The organism is Azospirillum brasilense, from assembly GCF_005222205.1.
GTDB classification, from domain to species: domain Bacteria; phylum Pseudomonadota; class Alphaproteobacteria; order Azospirillales; family Azospirillaceae; genus Azospirillum; species Azospirillum brasilense_G.
On the sequence record NZ_CP032349.1, the window covers coordinates 404,263 to 424,271 of the forward strand.

A 20,009-nucleotide genomic window follows, 5' to 3' on the forward strand; every position below is an offset into this window, starting at 1 on the left:
TCAATTGCGGTAAGACAATTTATGCTAATCTCCCCCGCAATTTCCGACGAGTGCCACGAAATTCCGCGGTGCTGTCGTGAGGATGCCGGATCGGTCGGGGGGAGAGCATGGCGAAGATGAGGGTTGCAATTCTAGGTGGTGGCGTCGGCGCCCTCACCACGGCGCATTTCCTGTCCGACACGGATGAGAAGCGGGCGCGCTACGACGTCACCATCTATCAGATGGGCTGGCGGCTGGGCGGCAAGGGCGCCACCGGGCGCGACCAGTGGAACCGCATCCAGGAACACGGCCTGCACGTCTGGTTCGGCTTCTACAACAACGCCTTCAAGATGCTCCAGGACGTCTTCGACGTCTGGAAGCGCTCGCCGGACAACACCTTCCAGTCCTGGCGGGACGTGCTGAAGCCGCAGCGCTTCACCCCCATCGGCATGGTGCTGGACGGCGGAAAGCCGGCCTACTGGCCGCTGACCTGGCCAGTGCTGGGCGGCGAGCCAGGCTCGGCCAACGTCATGCCGACCCTGCCGCAGGCCATCGCGTCGCTGGTCGGCGTGGTGCGCGATGTCTTCGAGAACTGGGACGAGCTGAGCGGCCTGATCGTCGACGGCAAGCTGGTCCACATCGACGGCCGCACCGTCGCGCCGATGCCGGTCCTGCCGCCCGACCAGCAGGTCCTTCCGGCGCCGCTGGCCACCCGCTTCGCCGACGCGATCCGCGGCTGGAAGGACCGGGAGGTCCGCCATCTGGCGCAGGCCGAGGCGCTGGTGAAGGGCGCCGCCGTGACCACTGCGAAGGACGCCGCCATCGCCGCCCACCGGCTGATCCGGGCGCTGGCGGACGGGCCGCAGAATGGGCCTGGGTCCAACCCGTCGGCGGCCCCGCCGGTCGAGCATTTCCACGACCTGATGAAACTGTTGCGGCTGATCGAAGCCGCGGCGGCCACCCTGCCCAGCAACCATGTGGCCCGCGACCTGCTGGCCTTCGTGCTTCCCTTCACCATCGGCGTCATCGCCGATTTCGGGATCGAGAAGCGCACCGCCGACTCGCTGGACGAGCTGGAATTCACCGACTGGCTGATCCGCCACGGCGGCGACGCCGAAGCGCTGAAGCAGAGCTGTTCGCTGCGCACCTGCTACGACACCTTCATGCAGTACAAGGACGGCGACTACCGGCAGCCCAACTGGGGCGCCGGCGTCGCGGCGCAGTCCTGCGTGCGCATGTTCGCCACCTGCCGCGAGTCGGTGATGTGGAACATGGAAGCGGGCATGGGCGAGGTCATCATCGCGCCCATCTACCAGACCCTGCTGCAGAACGGCGTGAAGGTGAAGTTCTTCCGCCGCGTCGAGGACATCGGCCTGTCCGACGACCGCGCGCTGGTCGAGACCGTGCGTCTCGCCCGGCAGGTCGATCTGGCCGACGGCGGGGACGACTACCAGCCGCTGATCACCGTGCCGCTGGAGGACAAGAAGTTCCTGCTGGCCTGGCCGCTGGAGCCGCTGTGGGACCAGGTCAAGGACGCCGACAAGGTCCAGGCGGCTCTCGCCACCAACAACTCCTCGCTGGAATCGCACTGGTGCGCGTGGGAGCCGGTCGGGACCGAGACGCTGCAGCGCGGCCGCGACTTCGACGTCGCCGTCCTCGGCATCTCCATGGGCGGCTTCAAGGCGATGAACGACCAGCCGACCCTGGCGGCGGAGCTGCAGGCGGCCTCGCCGGCCTTCAACGCGATGACCAGCAACATCGGCATCATCCCGACGCTGTCCATGCAGCTGTGGTGCGGTCCCGACCTCCAGGGGCTGGGCTGGGAGCCGGGGCAGCCGGCCGCCGTCGCCGGGCCGGAGCCCTGGTCGATCTGGGCGGAGATGGGGCAGACGCTGCCCTACGAGTTCCGCCCCGACGAGACCGGCGCGCCGAAGTCGGTGCATTACATCTGCGGCGTTTGGCAGACCGGTCTGGTCGCCCGTCCGACCACCGACCTCGCGGTGCCGAAGGAGGCGCTGGACAACGTCACGAACAGCGCGGCGGAGTGGCTGGACGCCTATATGGGCAATTTCTGGCCCAAGGCGACGGTCTCCGGCCAGGGCGGCGTCGGCTTCAACTGGAACGTCCTCTACGATCCGTGGAACGGCACCGGGCGGGAGCGGCTGTCGCACCAGATCATCCGCGCCAACGTCGATCCGACCGAAACGCTGCCGGGCAGCGCCGCCGGCTCCACCAAGTTCCGGCTGCGCACCGACGCGAGCGGGTTCTACAACCTGTTCCTGGCCGGCTGCTGGGTTCGCACCGGCTTCAACACCTCCTGCATCGAGGCGACGGTGATGTCCGGCATGCAGGCGGCGCGGGCCATCTCCGGAACGCCATTGTTCATCTCCGGCGAGAACTTCCTGAACGGGGCGCCGTCGTGACCGCCCCCCGCTACGTCTCCTTCGCCGGGCACGGCGAGGTGTCGATCGCCGCACCCGGCGTCTTCACCGACAGCCTCGCCACCGCCTTCATCGTGCGCAGCAACCCGGTGAACACCCAGGCGCTGGTGGATAAGCTGCTCAACGCGGCGCCTGCCGGGGCGGTGCGCTACGAGGTGGCCGGTCCGGTGGCTCTGTGCACCTTCCTGTCGGTGGGGCGCTGCACCAGCCCGACCGAGCCGTTCGGCTGGATTCCCTACCGGGAGGCCTCGCTGTGGCTGCCGCTGATCGAGCATCGGCCCGGCCACTGGCCGCGGCTGGTGCTGTGGATGCCGTACGTCTTCCCGGACGCGACCATTCCGCTGGTCTGCGGGCGCGAGGGCTGGGGCTTCGCCAAGTCGCTCGGCCGCATCACGCTGCCGGAGGAGGGCGCCGAGGCGCCGCGCTTCGTCTGCGAGACGACGCTGTTCCGCACCATGTCCTCCGACTGCGAGGGGGTGTTCGCCCCGCTGCTGACGGTGGAAGGCGGGCCGTGGACCCCCGGCTCGGCGTGGCAGAGCCTCGAGGATCTCGCCGCCGACCTCGGCGACGCGCTGAAGGCCCTGCTACGCCCCGGCGGTCTGGTCGAAGGGGTGGAAGTCGCTGTCAAGGCGGTGGAATCGCTGCTGGCCGGCACGGTGCCGGTCATCAACCTGAAGCAGTTCCGCGACGCCCCGGACAGCGAACGGGCCTGTTACCAAGCGCTGATCGACTGCCCGATGCACGTCGACCGCTTCCGCGGGGCGTGGCCGATGCGGGGCGACTGGACGCTGCGGGTGGCCGACTACGCCAGCCATCAGGTCATCTCGGACTTCGGCTTCGCGGCCGGGCCGGATGGCAGCGCCACCGTCCATGTGGATTTCGCCATGCAGATCCACATGGACTTCCGCGCCAACCCCGGCCGGGTGGTCTGGCAGGCGGAGTGAGGAAAGGGGCGCCGGCCCGACGGAAGGCCGGCGCCCGTTTTTCAGATATGGGAGACCGTCAGAACGAGGCGCTGAGGCTCAGCGCCACGATGTCGGTGCCGTTGCAGAACTTCCCCGGGTTGACGGCGGAGCCGTTGGGCGGCGTGCCGTTGCTCACGCATTCCTGGAAGCCGTGGGAAAAGGCGCCGTCCAGCCGCAGCGTCTCGGAGAAGGCGTAGCCGACGCCGACGCTGGCGTGCTTGGTGATGACCACCGGGATGACCGAGACGATGTCCTCCGCCGGAGAGGTCTTGTCGGCCCAGCGGAAGCCGGCGCGCAGGGTCAGCGCGTCGGTCACTTGGTAGGCACCGCCGACGGCGAAGATGTTGATGTCGCGGTAGCGCTGCGGCAGCGTCTCCCACACCGTGCCGAGGCCTGGCACGTCGACGCGGATGTTGTACTGGCGCAGCGCCTGCGCCCAGAAGGCCCGCCGGTAGTCGAAGGCGACGGTCAGGTCGGGCCGCAGCCGGTGGCTGACGCCGATGCCGAACTCGGCGGGGAGCTGGAAATTGCCCAGCGTGTACTTCGCGGGCTGGGTCAGCCGCGAGCCGTCCGGCGCCAGCACGATCACCGAACCGTCGCCGGTCAGGTTGTTGAGCGCCGTGCGGAACTGGTAGAAGGCGCCGACGGTGGTCTCGGCCTGCGGCTTCCAGGTCAGGCCGAGCCGGCCGCTGACCCCGTCGCCCTCCACGCCGGCGCGGGCGATCGACGGGTCGAAGATGTCGAAATAGACGCCGCCGCCCATCCCGACCATGGCGCTGGCCGCGCCCAGCATCGGCCCCTGTCCGGTCAGCCGCCCGGTGGCGGCCAGCGCGCCGAGCTGGTCGGCCCCCTGAAGGACGCGGAAGCCGAGCCCCGCCCGCACATAGTCGATGGCGCCCGCCACCGTGACCTTCGGCGTCACGTCCCAGGCGGCGGCCAGCGGGACGCGCATGAACATCGCCTCGCTGCTGGTGCGCAGTCCGCTGTCGACGCCGGACGGCAGGCGGGCCATGAAGCTGCCCTCGCCGTAATCGGTGCCGAAGCCGCCCTGGGCGTAGGCGCCCAGCCCCAGCGCCAGGGTCTCATGCCGCCAGACGAAGCCGCCCTGGGGGATGTAGTAGCCCTGGAAGGGGAAGGTGTCCTTGCCGTGCGCCACCTCGCCGGTCCGCGTCTGCGTGGCGCGCAGCCCGGTCGGGGCGGCGACGACCAGTCCGCCTTCCAGATAGGAGGAGGAGCGCTGGGTCAGGGTCGCCGGGTTGAAGATCATGGCGGCGCCGCCGATGTCGGACGCCGCGCCGGTGCCGCCCATGCCCATGGACACGGCCCCGAATCCTTCGAAGGTGTAGACGTCGGTGGCATGGGACGGAAACGCGGCGGCCAGGGTGGCCGCCGCGGCAAACGCTGCGATTACGCGCATTGAATCAGGATTCTCAATCGGACGGGGTGAGGTCGATGGTCTGGCGGGCGATGGCCTCGGCGGCCTGCTTTCCGGAGAGGACGGCGATCTCGGCGCTGCCCGCGCTGAACCAGGTCCGCGTCCAGTCCCCCGCCAGGAAGGCGTTGACGAAGCCGCTGTCGCCCGGCGTCAGCCGGGTCTCCACCGTCGCCGGGAAGCACTGCACGTAAAGCTCCGACGGGTCGAGGTTGTAGCGGTAGTAGGAGGAATGGACCTGGCTCTGGTCGAACACGCCGTCCTTGACCGTGTTGGGCCACAGAACCCCGATGTTGGCGTTCAGCCACTCCGTGGCATCCCGGCGGACGTCCGCGGCCATCCGCTGCGGCAGGCCGCAGGCGTAGGGCGGGGCGCCGGCCGGCCAGCGGGCGGTGCCGCAGAAATACTCCACGGCCTTGACGGTGCCGGGCGGCCAGGATTCGGCGGGGATGAGGTGGCTCATCTCGCCCCAGCTGTCCAGTTCCTCGACATAGCTGGTCATGGCGGTCGGGCCGGCCTTCCAGCCCATCTCCTCGATGCTCGGCGTCATCCAGAGCTGGACCGCCTGGGTCGGCACCGCCGGGGTGACCTCGACCATCTGCTTGAAGCGCAAGTCGGCCTGCATCAGTTCCGCCGCCGGCTCGGCCAGCGCGGCGGGCGGCATCGCCAGGACGACGAGGTCGAAATCCTTGCCGACCTCCAGCACCGATTCCCCGGCGGTGCAGTGGCAGAACACGGATTCCAGATTGATGCCGGCGTCGCGGATCTTGTCGCCGTCGACGATCTGGCTCCAGTCCGGCTCGGACGGCCAGCAGTAGAGCCACTTCCCATCGTCGCCGTAGCCGACCTTGACGAACGGGTCATAGGCGCCGTTGACGAGATCGACCTGCCGGTTCAGGCGCACCCGCTCCACCCAGGCGCCGTTCTCCGAGGTTTCCAGCTTGGTCAGGCGGTGGAACAGCTTGATGTCCACCCCGCGCTGCTTCAGCACGAACCAGGCGGGCGTGAAGACGGTGTCGCCCATGCCGGCGTTCATCTTCCACAGCGGCGCGCCCTTGTAGGCGAAGCCCATCAGCAGAAGGATCTCCGCCGCCGCACCGGCGGCGAAGCGCGCGTTCTCCGGCCCGTCGGTCGCTTCGCCGTTCTTGTAGGAGAAGCACATGTCGTAGAGCAGGCGCACCGGGGCCGACCACGCGAAGGTGTCGGAGATGCCGTTCTTCTGCAGCCACTCGCGGAAGTCCTCGCCGTTGATGCGGTCGAAGCCGTCCTTGCCGTAGGGCAGCACGTCGGCGAAGCAGCCGATGGCGAAGGCGAGGCCGAAATCGGCGAAGCAGGCGAACTCCCAGCCCTCGTCCGACAGCTTCAGCAGCGGCTCCAGGACCGCCTGGAAGCCCTTCTGGACGAGCTTGAGCAGATCGACGATCAGCCCGTGGTCCAGGGCGCCGTCGCCGGCCTCCTCGATGTGGGCCCGCGCCTTGTCGAGGGCGTCCAGGCCGAGCTTGGCGGTGAGGTGGCCGGGCAGATGGTCGTGCTTGGCGACCAGATTCTGCAGCGCGCCGATCAGGAAGGCGGCGAAGCCGTTCGGGCCGAGCGACCGCGGGTCGCCGGGCGTGCCGGGGCGCTCGGGGAAGTCGAGGTTCCAGGAGTGCCAGCGGGTCTTGCCGAAGCGCGGGATGTCCTGCATCAGCGTCACCTGATACAGCGGGCGGAAGGCGTCGGTCCAGGTCTGGAAGGCGTAGTCGGCGGGCTTGTCCCACTCCGCGTAGGCGCCGCGCACCATCCGGAAGGCGTTGTCGTAGAAGCCCAGGAAGATGTGCAGCCCGTGCTCCTCGATGCGCTGGCCCTGCTTGGCGTTGCGGCCGCTGGCCCCCTTGCCGCCCAGCCGCCAGCCGTGGCTGACCAGAGTCACGTCGAACGTCTCGCGCAACGCCTCGGTCGCCGTGAGAGTCAGCGCGGCGGACACGCCCCCAAGCCCGCCGCCCAGCACCAGCACACGCGTCTTTCCCATCGCAGCCACCCCGAGCCCCCGGTTGTTTTGCCGGGGGATTGTGCTTGGCATCGCCGGATGTCGCAATGGGATTAAGACGAATGCGAACATTCCGTCGCCGCACCGATGCGAATCGGTTACGGGGCGTTGGCGTCCGGCAGTTCCGGCGGGGTGGCGGGAGCTGCGGCGTCGAGCATGATTCCCGACCGGCGCTGGGCGAACATTGCGATGAGCAGGGCCGCTGCCTGGGCGGCGGCGGCGGTGGGGGCGAGGCCGCCGACTCGGACGTTGGAGATGCAGTTGCGCTCGCTGTCCACCCGGCCGGGTCGCGGTTCCCAGGTCAGATAGAGGCCCAATGAATCGGCGGCGCTCAGCCCCGGCCGCTCGCCGATCAGGACGACGCTCGCCCGCGCCTGGAGCAGCGCGCCGACCGGGTCGCCCAGCGCCACCCGCGCCTGCTCCGCCACCACCACCGGCCCGACCCGCAGCCCGGCCGCCTGGAGCTTCGGGATCAGGGCCTCCAGCACCGCGACGGCGTTGGCCTGCACGGCGGTGCCGCTCAGCCCGTCGCCGACCACCAGAACCACGTCGGGGGCGCGGACCGGCTCCGACAGGCGGCGCTGCGACTCCTCCGACAATTGCCGGCCGAGGTCCGGGCGCTTCAGGTAGGCGGCGCGGTCGGGCGCCGCGCTGGTCACCGCGACCGCCGGCCAGCCGCGCTCCGCCAGGGCCGCCAGAAGCGCCGCGGCGTCGAGCGGCGTGTGCACGGCGTCGCGCGCCCGGGCGTGGGCGGCCTGGAAGGCGAGGTGGGCGGCGGTGGGCAGGCCGCTCCCGGCGTGGCCCAGCGCGATCCGCGCGTCGGTGTGGCGGCGCAGATGCGCCCAGCGATCGGGCTGGACCGGGTCGGGTTGGGCCTGGGAGGGAAGGGGCACCGGTTCGGACTCCGTCATGGCTGTTCCTCCGGCAGGGGCAGGGCGGGCAGAAGGCAGGACGCGGCGGGGTCGAAGCGCAGGCGCCCGGTGGAATCGGCGATGCCGGCGGCCTGCTGCCACGCCTCGAACTCCGGCGCGGGGCGGCGGCCGAGCACCTGACGCACATAGAGCGCGTCGTGGAAGGAGGTGCTCTGGTAGTTCAGCATGATGTCGTCGGCCCCCGGCACCCCCATGATGAAGGTGCAGCCGGCCACGCCGAGCAGGGTGAGCAGGGCGTCCATGTCGTCCTGGTCGGCCTCCGCGTGGTTGGTGTAGCAGACGTCGCAGCCCATCGGCAGGCCGAGCAGCTTGGCGCAGAAATGATCCTCCAGCCCGGCCCGCGTGATCTGCTTGCCGTCGTAGAGGTATTCCGGCCCGATGAAGCCGACCACCGTGTTGACCAGAAGCGGCCGGTAGCGGCGGGCGACGGCGTAGCAGCGCGCCTCCACCGTCTGCTGGTCCACCCCCTCATGCGCGCCGGACGACAGCTCGCTGCCCTGGCCGGTCTCGAAATACATCAGGTTGTCGCCGACGGTGCCGCGGTTCAGCGCCCGTCCGGCCTCCCACGCCTCGTCCAGCAGGGCCAACGAGACGCCGAAGGCGCGGTTGGCGGCCTCCGTCCCGGCGATGGACTGGAAGACCAGATCGACCGGCGCCCCGCGCTCCATGGCCTTCAACGCCGTGGTCACATGGGCCAGCACGCAGGACTGGATCGGCGCGCCGGTGCGCAGGCGAAGCTCCTCCAGCATCTCCAGGAGGGTCGTCATCGCCTCCACGCTGTCGGTGGCCGGGTTGATGCCGATCACCGCGTCGCCGCTGCCGTACATCAGCCCGTCGAGGACACTGGCCGCGATGCCGCGCGGGTCGTCCACCGGGTGGTTGGGCTGCAGGCGCGTCGATAGGCGTCCCGGCAGACCGATGGTGTTGCGGAAGCGCGTGACGACGCGGGTCTTGGCGGCGACGGCGATCAGGTCCTGCAGCCGCATGATCTTTGACACCGCCGCGACCATCTCCGGCGTCAGGCCCGGGGCGAGCGCCGTCAGGGCCGCCGCGTCCGCCGCCTCCGACAGCAGCCAGTCACGGAAGCCGCCGACGGTCAGGTGGGCGACCGGGGCGAAGGCGGCGCCGTCGTGGCCGTCGACGATCAGCCGGGTCACCTCGTCCGTCTCGTAGGGGACGACCGCCTCGCTCAGGAAATGGCGCAGCGGCAGGTCGGCCAGGGCCATCTGCGCGGCCACCCGCTCCGCCGCGCTGGCGGCGATCAGCCCGGCCAGCGCGTCGCCCGAGCGTGGCGGCGAGGCGCGGGCGAGCAGAGTCTTCAGATCGGGAAACTGGTGCCGCGTCCCGGCCAGAGTGTGGGCGAATGCCATGGCGTCCCCTCTCCCCCTCCTCGGTTCGTCCGCTCAACCCGCCGCCCGCGCGATGGCGGCGATGGTCTCGGCGTGCAGGTCGGCGGTGGCGGCGGCGACCACGCGCCCGTCGGAGTCCATGGTCAGCGGCTTGCCCTGCCAATCCGTGATGACCCCGCCGGCCCCCTCGATCACCGGCTGCATGGCCAGGTAATCGTAAGGCTGGAGCCCGGCCTCGATCACCAGATCGATGTGGCCCGAGGCGACCAGCCCGTAGATGTAGCAGTCGCCGCCAAAGCGCCGCGTCCGCGCCTGCCGGCTGACCGTCTCGAACACCCGCAGCCCCGCCGCGTCGAAGGCGTCGGGCGAGGTGGTGTAGACCGTGGCGTCGGCCAGCCGGCGGCAGTCGCGCGTGCGGCAGGGCCGCTCCGCTCCCGTCCCGTCGCTGTAGAGTGTGGGGGCGCCGGCGCGTCCCGTCCAGCGTTCGCCCAGCACCGGCATGTCGATCAGCCCGACCGCCGGGACCCCGCGCTCCAGCACCGCCAGCAGCGTGCCGTAGACCGGCCAGCCGCTGATGAAGCTGCGCGTGCCGTCGATGGGGTCGATCACCCAGACGATCTCCGAGTCGAGCCGGTCGCGGCCATGCTCCTCCCCGAAGATTCCATGGTCCGGGAAGCGCTCGGCGATGCGGCGGCGCAGGGCGGCCTCCACCTCGCGGTCGGCGATGGTTACCGGGCTGTCGTCGGATTTGGTGTCGATGGCGACCGGCGTGCGGAACCAGCGGCGGGACAGGCCGCGTGCCTCGTCCGCCAGGGCGGCGGCGAAGCTGGCCAACTCCCCGGCCAACTCCCCGGTCGATTCGCCGGCCAGCTCCCCGGTCAACGCCGCACGGTCGATGGTCGCGTCCTTGGTGATGGGGCTCATGATCTGCCTTGTTTTTGTGCGGCTGCGCAAATGCACGCCAACTGTGCAATCATGGTAGACACAAACGCACAGAAGTGCAAACCTCCACTTAAATCCACGGCGGGCACGGGCTCGCCACCGGCCGGGGCGCCGGGAAAGGGCATGCGGAACAGAGGGGTTGGCGATGGTGGAGTTTGCTGGGAAGTCGCTGCTGGCCGGCGTGGTGCTCATGGGCGCGGCGGTGCTGCCGGCCGTCGTGCAGGCGGGGACGCTGACCGTCTACACGGCGCTGGAGGAGGACGAGATCGCCGACTATGTGGCGGCGGCGAAGAAGGACCTGCCGGACATCGACCTGAAGGTGCTGCGCCTGTCCACCGGCGACCTCGGCGCCCGCATGCTGGCCGAGGCGTCCAACCCGCAGCACGACGTGATCTGGGGCTGGGCCGTCACCAACATGCTCGACCCGCGCGTCATGGCGCTGGTCGAGCCCTACGCCGCCAAGGGCTCCGACGCGCTGCCGGCCGCCTACAAGGGGGCGGACGCGAGCTGGTTCGCCGCCACCGGCTACATGGCCGCCTTCTGCGTGAACACGGAGCTTCTGAAGGCCAAGAACCTGCCGGTCCCGACCTCCTGGAAGGACCTGACCAACCCGGTCTACAAGGGCGAGGTGGTGATGCCGAACCCGGTTTCCTCGGGCACCGGCTATCTCCAGATCGCCGCCATCCTGCAGAGCCAGGGCAACGAGAAGGGCTGGCAGTTCCTGAAGACGCTGGACGGCAACATCGCCCAATACATCAAGTCCGGCTCCAAGCCCTGCAAGTCGGCCCGCTCGGGCGAGTTCGCCATCGGCGCCTCGCTGGCCTTCGCCGCCATCAAGTCGGTCGAGGAGGGCTTCCCGCTCAAGATGGTCATCCCGACCGACGGCGCCGGCTACGAGCTTGAGGCGTCGGCTCTGATGAAGACGTCGAAGAACAAGGACGACGCCAAGCGCTTCCTCGACTGGACCCTGTCGCCGAAGGCCGCCGCGCTCTACACCAAGTACAAGGAAATCGTGACGATCCCCGGCGCCCCGGTCGCCAAGGCGGCGGAAGAGGCCGGTCTGCCGGCGGACGTCCAGAAGGTCCTCTACCCGATGGACTTCGCCAAGTCCGCGGCGGAGCGCGACGCCATCCTGAAGACCTGGCAGGGCAGCATCGGCCGCTGAGGCCCGGTTTCCCTCTCCCGCTCCGGGAGAGGGTGCCCGCGAAAGCGGGCGGGTGAGGGTCGCGCGAGAATCGAAGCACGCTTTCTTGGCGGCACCCTCACCCTTCCCGCGCTTTCGCGCGGGCCCCTTCCTTCTCCCGCGGCGGGAGAGGGAGTCATCCCCCGCTCCAGATGGCCGCGCCATGGATTTGCAGATCAAGAACCTCCTGAAGACCTTCGACGGCTTCGTCGCCCTCGACCGCATCAACCTGACCGTGGAGGAGCGGGAATTCGTCTGCCTGCTGGGGCCGAGCGGCTGCGGCAAGACCACGCTGCTGCGCATCGTCGCCGGGCTGATGCCCTACGACACCGGCGAGCTGCTGATGGGCGGGCGGGACCTCGGCGCCGTGCCGGCGCGCGACCGCGGCTTCGGCATCGTCTTCCAGTCCTACTCGCTGTTCCCCAACATGACGGTGGCCGAGAACATCGGCTACGGCCTGAAGATCCGCAAGGCGCCCGGCGACCGCATCGCGGCGCGGGTGAAGGAGCTTCTGGAGCTGATCAAGCTGCCGCAGGTCGCCGACCGCTATCCCTGGCAGCTCTCCGGCGGGCAGCAGCAGCGCGTGGCGCTGGCCCGCGCCCTGGCCGTCGATCCGTCGCTGATCCTGCTGGACGAGCCGCTGTCGGCGCTCGACGCCCGGGTGCGCGCCGACCTGCGGGCGGAGATCCGCGACGTGCAGCGCCGGCTGGGCATCCCCACCATCATGGTCACCCACGACCAGGAGGAGGCGCTGACCCTGGCCGACAAGGTGGTCTGCATGAACCACGGGCTGATCGAGCAGGTCGGCACGCCGCAGGACCTCTACCTGCGCCCGCGCACCCGCTTCGTCGCCGACTTCATGGGCAGCAGCAACCTGCTGCCGACCGGCTGGGTGCGCGACGCCATGCCCCACCTGCTGCCCGGCCGTCCGGACGGGGCGGAGAACGCCTATGAGGCCTGCGTCCGGCCGGAGCGGATCGCCGTCGCCCCGGCGGCGGACGGGGAGGGGCGGGTGATCGACCTGACCTTCCTCGGCAACATCCGCCGGCTGCGCCTGTCCTGGCGGGGGCGGGAACTGCTGGCCGAAACCCACCAGGACCCCGGCGTCGGGCCAGGTGCGGCGGTGGACGTGTCGGTTGCGGCGGACGCCTGCGCCTGGGTGCGCGCATGACCATGCCCGCCCTGACCCTTCCCGGCAAGACGCCCAACGCCGCCCGGCCCCGCCGCCTGCACCGCCCGCTGGACGAGCGGCTGCTCTACGGCGCCTGCGTCCTGGTGCCGGTGGTGGCGCTGGTCCTGTTCTTCCTGCTGCCGCTGGGCACCATCGTCTGGCGGAGCGTCGTGGAGGAGGAGGGCGGCGTCGGCCTCGCCAACTATCTGGCCCTGTTCCGGACGCCGGGCATCCTGCGTGCGGTCGGCAACAGCCTGCTGGTCGGCGGCGCCACCACGGTGGTCTGCCTGCTGCTCGGCTTCATGGTCGCCTACGCCGTGCAGCGCACGCGCATCCCGGGCAAGCGCTTCGTCGCGGCGGCGCTGTCGCTGCCGCTGCTGGCGCCCTCGCTGGTGCTGGGCCTCGGCCTGATCTTCCTGCTGGGCCGCAACGGGCTGGTCAGCAACCTGATCGGCACGCGGCTGAACATCTACGGCTTTCCCGGCCTGCTGATCGCCAACGTGCTCTACGCGCTGCCCCAGGCGGTGCTGATCATCCAGGCGGCGCTGCGCCAGTCCGACGCCCGCTACTACGACGCGGCGGAGGTGATGGGGGCGACCCGGTTCCAGCAGTTCTTCGGCATCACCCTGCCCAACGTGAAGTTCGGCCTGCTCAGCGCCGGCTTCGTGGTCTTCACCGTGACGATCACCGATTTCGGCAACGCGGTGACCATCGGCGGCGACTTCTCCGTCCTGGCGACCGAGATCTACAACCAGGTCACCGGCCAGATGAAGTTCGGCATCGGCGCCGCGGTGGGCATCCTGCTGCTGCTGCCCACGGGCATCGCCGTCTACATCGAGCGGGTGGCCGCCCAGCGCCAGTTCGGCACCGCCTCGGAAAGCGCCCTGCCGCCGGTGCCCGATTACGTGCCGATGCGCGACATCCCGCTGTTCCTCGCCACCATGACGCTGGCCCTGTCCATCGTGGCGGTGGTGGGGACGGTGGTCTTCGCCAGCTTCGTCCGGCTGTGGCCCTACCGGCTGGACCTCACGCTCAAGCATTACTCGATCACGCTCAGCGGCGGCTACGACCCGCTGTGGACCTCGCTCGCCGTGTCGGCGGGGGCGGCGGCGATCGGAACGGCGCTGCTCTTCGCCCTGGTCCTGGGGCTGCGGCGGATGCCGCCGGGGGTGGCGAAGGCGGTCTATCTGCTGGCCGTCCTGCCGGTCGGCGTGCCCGGTCTGGTGCTTGGCCTGTCCTACATCTTCGCCTTCAACCTTGCGGGAACGCCGCTGCACATGCTGTATGGCACGGTGCTTCTGCTGGCGCTGTGCAACTTCTACCACTACCACACGCAGGGTTTCCTCACGATGGTCACCGGAATGCGCGCCGTGCCGCCGGCGCTGGAGGAGGCGGCGAGCTGCCTCGGCGGCGGCGTCCTGCGGGTGCTCGGCGACGTGGTGGTGCCGGTGATGGTGCCGACGCTGCTGTCGGTCTTCTTCTTCCTGTTCATGCGCTCCATGGTCACGCTGTCGGCGATCATCTTCCTGGTCACCCCCTCGACCAACCTCGCCGCGGTGACGGTGATGCGGCTGGACGAGGCCGGGTTCGTGTCGCAGGCGGCGGCCTTCTCCACCTGCATCATGGCGGCGGTCGCGGCGGCGGCGCTGGCGATGCGCGGCGCCCTGTCGCTGGCGACCCGGCGCAAGGCGGCCTGAGCGATGCTTCAGGAGGAACGCCACCAGCGCATCCGCGCCCTGCTGACGGCGCTGCACCGGGTGTCCACCGACCGCATCGCCGGGGACCTCGGCGTGTCGCGCGAGACGGTGCGGCGCGACATCGTGGAGCTGGAATCGCGCGGCGAACTGCGCCGCGTCCATGGCGGCGTCGTCGCCGTGGGGCCGGAGCCGGAACCCCCGATCGCCGTGCGCAGCCAGGTCCGCCTGAAGGAGAAGCGGGCCATCGCCAAGGCGGCGGCGCGGCTGGTCTCGCCCGGCCAGACGCTGTTCCTCGACTTCGGCAGCACGGTGTCGGCCCTGGCGGAGGAGCTGGCGAGCCTGCCCGGCCTGACCATCGTCACCAACTCCTTCGACGTGGCGCAGACCGTCGCCAACCAGAACCGCAGCCGGGTGGTCCTGCTGGGCGGCCGGGTGGACGAGGGGCTGCCCGCCACCTTCGGCGAGGGCACGGTGGCGGAGATCCACCGCTACCGTGCCGACATGGCGCTGCTGTCGCCGGTGGCGCTGCATCCCCGCTATGGCGCCACCAGCTTCGACCCGCGCGAGGCGGAGGTGGCCCGCGCCATGGTCGCCAACGCCGGCCGCACGGTGATCCTGGCCGACCACAGCAAGATCGGGCAGGCCAGCCGGGTCAGTTTCTGCCCGGTGGAGGGCATCGACACGCTGGTCACCGACGCCCGCTCCCGCGACCTGCCGGAGCTGGCCGCGCTGGCGGTGCCGGACATGGTGTTCGCTTAGCCCGGCTCCGGGGAGAAGAAAGGGCTTTACAAACAAAGGAAAATAATCCTTACTGACTGGCGTCAGCACCCGAATTGCGCCCGCCCGGCTCCGCCGTGGCGGGCGTCGTCGTTTCTGGCCGTGCTCTCCGCCAGCGACACCCGTCCCGACCCTTCGCAGGAGCGACCATGACCACCACCCTTCGGGCAGCACCGCCGCCCGCCGCGCTCGATCTGGCCCGCCATTTCGAGGGTTTGTCCCGAACCGCCTACCGTTGCCCCGCCGGCGTCTGGACCATCGGCTACGGCCACACCCGGGCGGTGGCTTCCGGCGACACCGTCACGACCGAACAGGCCGAGCGCCTGCTCGCCGACGATCTGGCCGAGGCCGCCGCAGTGGTGGATGGCGCCGTGACCGTGCCGCTGACCGACGGGCAGCGGGCCGCGCTGATCGATTTCGTCTTCAACGTCGGGGCCGGCCGGCCCGGGAAGGGCAAGGACCCGGGGAAGGACGGCTTCGTCCGGCTGCGCAGCGGAAAGCCCTCTACCCTGCTGCGCAAGCTGAACGCCGGCGACGCCGAGGGCGCCGCCGCCGAATTCGCCGCCTGGGTCTATGGCGGCGGCCGGCTGCTGCCCGGTCTGGTGCGGCGCCGGCGTGCCGAGGAGCTGCTGTTCCGCGGTGCGGACTGGCGGAGGGCCCTCGACGATGGGCCGATGGCCCAGCGGGTCGAGCCGGCGGCGCCGTCCGGCACGACCGGCGCCGTCCGCGCCGCCGCGGGGACGTTGGCCGTCGGCGGCTCGCTCGGCGTGGTGGCGGAGGCGCTGACGCCGGTGCTTCAGGTGACTCAGCAGGTGCAGGACCTCGCCGAGCGGGCACAGGACGTGTCCACGGGGATTCGGGGGCTGGCCGGATGGCTCGGGTGGGCGCCGTCGCCGGCGGTCGCCGTGCTGTTCACCGGTCTGGTGGTGACGCTGGCCCTGCTGTGGCGGGAGCGCCGCTCCGGCGGCTGACCGCAGGGACGGCGCGTCCTGACGGGCGGCGGCGCGGCCCCGAAGTCGCGTGCGTTGGCGGTGGCGGATGTGCTGTACTCCTTCCGCTCAAACCCCGCGAGTTCCGACCCGCCGCCGCCATGCCGACTTCCGCCGATCCCGGATATCCCGCCGCCCGTACCGCTCCCCAATCCGCGGAGTCCGTTCTGCGCGGCATCCTGGCCGTCGACGGAAGCAATGTGGAGGCGTGGCTCCGGCTGGGCGGCCTCGCGCTCAAGGAGGGGCGTCACAGCCGCGCTGCGCGCTGCTTCGCCCGCGTCATGCTGCTCGCCCCGGACCGGGCGCAGGCCATGCACAATCTGGCCGAGGCGCTGCGCCTGACCGGACGGAAGGGGCGGGCGTCCATCGCCTTCAGCCGGGCCTTGCGCCTGCGTCCGGACTATCCCAAGGCGCTGACGGCCTTCGCCATGATGATGCAGGACCAGGGTACGGGGCGCGCGGCGCGCCGTCTGGCCGTCCGTGCCCTGATCGCCGACCCGGCCTTCGCCATGGGATGGCGCAATCTGGCGATGCTGTTCCAGCCCCTGAACCAGCCGGACACCATGGTCCGGCTGCTGCGCCGGGCGGCGCTGTCCGATCCCGGCGACACAGGCGTCCAGGCCGCCTACGGCGTCGCGCTGTGCGAAACCAAGGAGACCCGCCGCGCCGTGGAGGCGCTGCACCGCGCCGTCGCGCTGGCTCCGGGTGAGTCCGAGCCTTTGGGCCACTTGGCTTACGGCCTGATGCATGCGGGCGATTGCGATGGGGCCCTGCTGGCGGCGTCGCGGTGCCGCCGCATCGACCCGATGGCGGCGGCGGCGGACGCGCAGGAATCCCTGGCCTGGATGATGATGGGCGACTTCCGGCGCGGCGACGCGGCCATCCGGCGCGCGGTCACGCTCGATCCCGGCAATTCCGGCATCCTGGTCAACGCGGCCCTGCTCCGGCACACGCTGGGCGACGGGGCGGCCAGCGTGCGCTGGAGCAAGCGCGCCCTGCGGCTGGACCCGGACAGCGGGGTCGGGCGCTTCAACCTGTCGCTGACTCTGCTCCGGCATGGCGATTTCCGCCATGGCTGGGCGCTCTACGAGGCGCGCTGGTCGCTGTGGGGCAACGCCTTTCCGCGCCACGCCCCGGCCTGGGACGGCGGACCGCTGAACGGGCGGAGCATCCTGCTGACCGCCGAGCAGGGGCACGGCGACACGCTGCAATTCGTGCGCTACGCCACCCTGCTGGCCGAGCGCGGCGGGCGTGTCGTCCTGCACGTCCAGCCGCTGCTGAAGCGGCTGCTCGCCAACACCCCCGGAGTCGCGGCGGTGTACGGGACGGACGAGGAACCGCCGGCCTGCGACCTGTGCGCGCCGCTGCTGAGCCTGCCCGGCCTCGTCGGAACCCGGCTGGACAGCGTTCCCGCCGCCATGCCCTATCTGCGGCCCGACGAGGCCGACCGTCCGGCGTGGCGGGCGCGGCTGGCCGGGGAGCGGCGGCTGAAGGTCGGTCTGGTCTGGGCGGGCGAGCCGCGCAAGGAGGACATCAAGGCCAACTCGGTCGACCGGCGGCGCAGCCTGACGCTGGCCGCCCTCGCGCCGCTGGCCGCCGCGACCGGCACCGTCTTCTACAGCCTGCAGGTCGGCGCGGCGGGCGCCCAGGCCAAGGCGCCGCCGCCGGGGATGGAGGTCATCGACTGGACCGGCCACATCCGCGACTTCGCCGACACGGCGGCCTTCATCGCCGAACTCGACCTCGTGGTGACGGTTGACACCTCGGTCTGTCATCTGGCGGGCGGGCTGGGCAAGCCGGTCTGGGTGCTGTCGCGGTTCGACGCCTGCTGGCGCTGGCTCGGCCATCGCGAGGACAGCCCCTGGTACCCGACCATGCGCCTGTTCCACCAGGAGGAGCCGGGCGCCTGGGAGGCTCCCATCGCCCGGCTGGCCGCCGCGCTGACCACCCTGTCCGCCGGCCGCCGCGCCCTTCCGGGACCGGAGGCCCCGCGGGGTGCGGACCCGGCGCCGGACCCGCTGGGCGCTGGGCTCACCGCGGCGCTCGCCGCCCACCGCTCCGGTCGCTTGGCGGAGGCCGCCGCCGGCTACCGCCGGGCGCTCGCCGCCGATCCGGCGAAGGGCGACGCGCTGCATCTTCTCGGCCTGACGGGTCTGGCCGAGGGGGGCCGGGATGTGGCCGGGCGCTGGCTCGACCGCGCCGTCGCCGTCGAGCCGGGGCGCGCGGTCTTCCGCAATTCGCTGGGCGAGTGCCAGCGCTCCGCCGACCGGGTGGAGGCCGCCGGGCGGTCCTACCGGCAGGCCGTCGCGCTCGATCCCGCCTATGCCGAGCCGCAGGTCAACCTCGCCAAACTGTCGGTGGCCGCCGGTCGGGCAGGGACCGGGCTCCGGCAGGCCCGGCGAGCGCTGCGCCTGTCGCCCCTGTTGCCGGACGCGTGGCGCAGCCTGGGCCACGCGGCTCTGGAGCACGGCGAGGCCGTGGTGGCCGAGCGGGCCGTCCAACGGACGCTGGCGCTCCTCCCCACCGATGGGGAAGCGCTGGGCCATGCCGCGCGCTTGGCCGGACGGCGCGGCGACCGGGATCTGGCGGAGCGGCTGCTCGGGCGCGTCCTGCGCCTCGGCCCGGACACGGCGGCGGCGTGGCGCGAGCGCGCCGATCCGTGCCTGAAGAGGGGTGACCACGCCGTCGCCCTGCCCATGCTGCAGCGGGCGGTCGCCCTCGCCCCCGCTTTTCCGGAGGCGCTCAACAACCTCGGCGGCGCGCTGCTCGGGCTGCGGCGCCGCGAGGAGGCGGGGCGCCAGTACCGCCGGGCCATCCAGCTCCGCCCCGGCTATCCCGACCCCTGGAACAACGCCGGCAGCGCCTTGCAGGAGCGTGGCGAGACCGCCCTCGCGCTGGATCATTACCGGCGCGCGGTGGCGCTGTCCCCCGATCACCCCGTGGCCTACGCGAACATGGGCGAGACGATCCGGTCATCGGCGGCCGGGCTGGCGGACTTCCGGACGGCGGAGGCGCTGTGCCGCCGCGCCCTGACGCTGGTGCCGGATCATGGCGCCGCCCTTAACGCGCTGTCCGTGCTGTGCCTGGACCTGCGGCGCCTGGAGGAGGCGGAGGCCGGCTTCCGCACCCTCATCGGACGGGACCCGGAGAGCGCCCAGGCCCGCTTCAACCTGTCGCTGGTCCTGCTGACCAGCGGCCGCCTGCGCGAGGGGTGGGAGCATTACGAGGAGCGCTGGCGGATCGGCGAGATCCCGGTTCCCAAGGCGCCGGGCCGGCTGTGGACCGGCGAGCCGCTGGAGGGCCGCAGCGTCCTTCTGCACGCCGAGCAGGGCCATGGCGACACGCTCCAGTTCGTGCGCTACGCCCCGCTGGTGGCGGCACGGGGCGGCCGGGTCCATCTGGCCGTCCACAACGGCCTGCGGCGCCTGATGGAGCGCATCCCCGGACTGGAAGGCGTGTACGACCTCTACGGCCGGTTGCCGGCGACGGAAGTCCACTGCCCGCTGCTCAGCCTGCCGCGGGCCTTCGGAACGGAGCTTGGCAGCATCCCCGCGGCGGTCCCCTACCTGACCGCCGATCCGGTCGAGGTGGAGCGGTGGCGGGCGCGCCTGCCCGCGGACGGGCGGCTCAAGGTCGGGCTCGTGTGGTCCGGCGACCCGCGCCCGCACAGCCCCAAGGCCAACGCGGTCGACCGGCGGCGCAGCCTGACGCTGGCCGCCCTGGCCCCGCTGGCCGCCGCCGGGGACATTCTGTTCGTCAGCCTGCAGAAGGGCACCCCCGCCGTCCAGGCCAAGGACCCGCCGCCGGGCATGGCGCTGATCGATCCGATGGACGCGGTGACGGATTTCGCGGACACCGCGGCGCTGATGCGCTGTCTCGACCTGATCGTCACCGTGGACACGTCGGTGGCCCATCTGGCGGGCGGGCTGGGCCTGCCGGTCTGGGTGCTGTCGCGGTTCTCCGGCTGCTGGCGCTGGCTCGAACACCGCACGGACAGCCCCTGGTACCCGACGCTCCGCCTGTTCCACCAGCCCGGCCCTGGCGACTGGGAGCCCGCCGTCGCCCAACTGGCAGAGGCGCTGGCCGAGCGGCGGCGCTCCCACGCGGCCCATCCGGCGTGACCGGG

Annotated in this window: 13 protein-coding genes; 8 read left to right on the forward strand and 5 right to left on the reverse strand. The window is 71.4% G+C overall.

What is annotated here, in order from left to right; all coding sequences use genetic code 11:
• Window positions 1–116 precede the first annotated feature (116 nt).
• Together D3869_RS31040 and D3869_RS31045 are read left to right on the forward strand one after the other, a co-directional pair.
• Complete coding sequence (locus D3869_RS31040) at window positions 117–2,402, forward strand: NAD(P)-binding protein (protein ID WP_137143651.1); 2,286 nt, start codon at window positions 117–119, stop codon at window positions 2,400–2,402.
• On the forward strand, window positions 2,399–3,364 hold the full coding sequence (locus D3869_RS31045; RefSeq protein WP_137143450.1) for an acetoacetate decarboxylase family protein: 966 nt from the start codon (window positions 2,399–2,401) through the stop codon (window positions 3,362–3,364). Before D3869_RS31040 ends, D3869_RS31045 begins: the two co-directional genes overlap by 4 nt.
• 58 nt (window positions 3,365–3,422) lie before the next feature.
• Here the strand turns inward: D3869_RS31045 and D3869_RS31050 are convergent, their stop codons facing one another.
• The 5 genes from D3869_RS31050 to hisN form a co-directional block, all read right to left on the reverse strand.
• The gene (locus D3869_RS31050; protein WP_137143451.1) at window positions 3,423–4,802 is read right to left on the reverse strand and encodes an OmpP1/FadL family transporter; all 1,380 of its coding nucleotides are present in this window, start codon (window positions 4,800–4,802) and stop codon (window positions 3,423–3,425) included.
• Window positions 4,803–4,815: 13 nt separating this feature from the next.
• Window positions 4,816–6,825: an NAD(P)-binding protein gene (locus D3869_RS31055; RefSeq protein ID WP_247896073.1), complete on the reverse strand. Its 2,010-nt coding sequence runs from the start codon at window positions 6,823–6,825 to the stop codon at window positions 4,816–4,818.
• 116 nt (window positions 6,826–6,941) lie between these two features.
• Window positions 6,942–7,754 carry an ethanolamine ammonia-lyase subunit EutC gene (gene eutC, locus D3869_RS31060; RefSeq protein WP_137143452.1) on the reverse strand — a complete coding sequence of 271 codons (813 nt, stop codon included), beginning with the start codon at window positions 7,752–7,754 and terminating at the stop codon, window positions 6,942–6,944.
• Window positions 7,751–9,145 carry an ethanolamine ammonia-lyase subunit EutB gene (locus tag D3869_RS31065; RefSeq protein ID WP_137143453.1) on the reverse strand — a complete coding sequence of 465 codons (1,395 nt, stop codon included), beginning with the start codon at window positions 9,143–9,145 and terminating at the stop codon, window positions 7,751–7,753. The genes eutC and D3869_RS31065 overlap by 4 nt, the downstream gene beginning before the upstream one ends.
• A gap of 33 nt (window positions 9,146–9,178) precedes the next feature.
• A complete protein-coding gene (gene hisN, locus D3869_RS31070) occupies window positions 9,179–10,048 on the reverse strand; it encodes a histidinol-phosphatase (protein ID WP_137143454.1) in 870 nt (289 codons plus the stop codon).
• 208 nt (window positions 10,049–10,256) lie between these two features.
• Here hisN and D3869_RS31075 point away from each other — a divergent pair, with 208 nt between their 5' ends.
• From D3869_RS31075 to D3869_RS31100, 6 genes are all read left to right on the forward strand, one after another.
• On the forward strand, window positions 10,257–11,231 hold the full coding sequence (locus tag D3869_RS31075; protein ID WP_137143653.1) for an ABC transporter substrate-binding protein: 975 nt from the start codon (window positions 10,257–10,259) through the stop codon (window positions 11,229–11,231).
• A 181-nt stretch (window positions 11,232–11,412) separates the two neighbouring features.
• Entirely contained in the window at window positions 11,413–12,420 is a 1,008-nt protein-coding gene (locus D3869_RS31080) for an ABC transporter ATP-binding protein (protein ID WP_137143455.1), read from the forward strand.
• Complete coding sequence (locus D3869_RS31085; RefSeq protein ID WP_432613448.1) at window positions 12,417–14,117, forward strand: ABC transporter permease subunit; 1,701 nt, start codon at window positions 12,417–12,419, stop codon at window positions 14,115–14,117. The genes D3869_RS31080 and D3869_RS31085 overlap by 4 nt, the downstream gene beginning before the upstream one ends.
• Window positions 14,118–14,120: 3 nt before the next feature.
• The gene (locus D3869_RS31090; protein WP_109069035.1) at window positions 14,121–14,876 is read left to right on the forward strand and encodes a DeoR/GlpR family DNA-binding transcription regulator; all 756 of its coding nucleotides are present in this window, start codon (window positions 14,121–14,123) and stop codon (window positions 14,874–14,876) included.
• A gap of 167 nt (window positions 14,877–15,043) precedes the next feature.
• The gene (locus D3869_RS34680) at window positions 15,044–15,865 is read left to right on the forward strand and encodes a lysozyme (protein WP_137143456.1); all 822 of its coding nucleotides are present in this window, start codon (window positions 15,044–15,046) and stop codon (window positions 15,863–15,865) included.
• Between the two features lie 119 nt (window positions 15,866–15,984).
• On the forward strand, window positions 15,985–20,004 hold the full coding sequence (locus tag D3869_RS31100; RefSeq protein ID WP_175426695.1) for a tetratricopeptide repeat protein: 4,020 nt from the start codon (window positions 15,985–15,987) through the stop codon (window positions 20,002–20,004).
• Window positions 20,005–20,009: the final 5 nt, after the last annotated feature.

What these genes read in the sequence shown, in the direction of transcription:
- D3869_RS31040 (WP_137143651.1), top strand. Translation starts at nt 117, where the DNA reads ATGAGGGTTGCAATTCTAGGTGGTGGCGTCGGCGCCCTCACCACGGCG.
- D3869_RS31050 (WP_137143451.1), bottom strand. Translation starts at nt 4,802, where the DNA reads ATGCGCGTAATCGCAGCGTTTGCCGCGGCGGCCACCCTGGCCGCCGCG.
- D3869_RS31055 (WP_247896073.1), bottom strand. Translation starts at nt 6,825, where the DNA reads ATGGGAAAGACGCGTGTGCTGGTGCTGGGCGGCGGGCTTGGGGGCGTG.
- eutC (WP_137143452.1), bottom strand. Translation starts at nt 7,754, where the DNA reads ATGACGGAGTCCGAACCGGTGCCCCTTCCCTCCCAGGCCCAACCCGAC.
- D3869_RS31065 (WP_137143453.1), bottom strand. Translation starts at nt 9,145, where the DNA reads ATGGCATTCGCCCACACTCTGGCCGGGACGCGGCACCAGTTTCCCGAT.
- hisN (WP_137143454.1), bottom strand. Translation starts at nt 10,048, where the DNA reads ATGAGCCCCATCACCAAGGACGCGACCATCGACCGTGCGGCGTTGACC.
- D3869_RS31075 (WP_137143653.1), top strand. Translation starts at nt 10,257, where the DNA reads ATGGGCGCGGCGGTGCTGCCGGCCGTCGTGCAGGCGGGGACGCTGACC.
- D3869_RS31080 (WP_137143455.1), top strand. Translation starts at nt 11,413, where the DNA reads ATGGATTTGCAGATCAAGAACCTCCTGAAGACCTTCGACGGCTTCGTC.
- D3869_RS31085 (WP_432613448.1), top strand. Translation starts at nt 12,417, where the DNA reads ATGACCATGCCCGCCCTGACCCTTCCCGGCAAGACGCCCAACGCCGCC.
- D3869_RS31090 (WP_109069035.1), top strand. Translation starts at nt 14,121, where the DNA reads ATGCTTCAGGAGGAACGCCACCAGCGCATCCGCGCCCTGCTGACGGCG.
- D3869_RS34680 (WP_137143456.1), top strand. Translation starts at nt 15,044, where the DNA reads ATGACCACCACCCTTCGGGCAGCACCGCCGCCCGCCGCGCTCGATCTG.
- D3869_RS31100 (WP_175426695.1), top strand. Translation starts at nt 15,985, where the DNA reads ATGCCGACTTCCGCCGATCCCGGATATCCCGCCGCCCGTACCGCTCCC.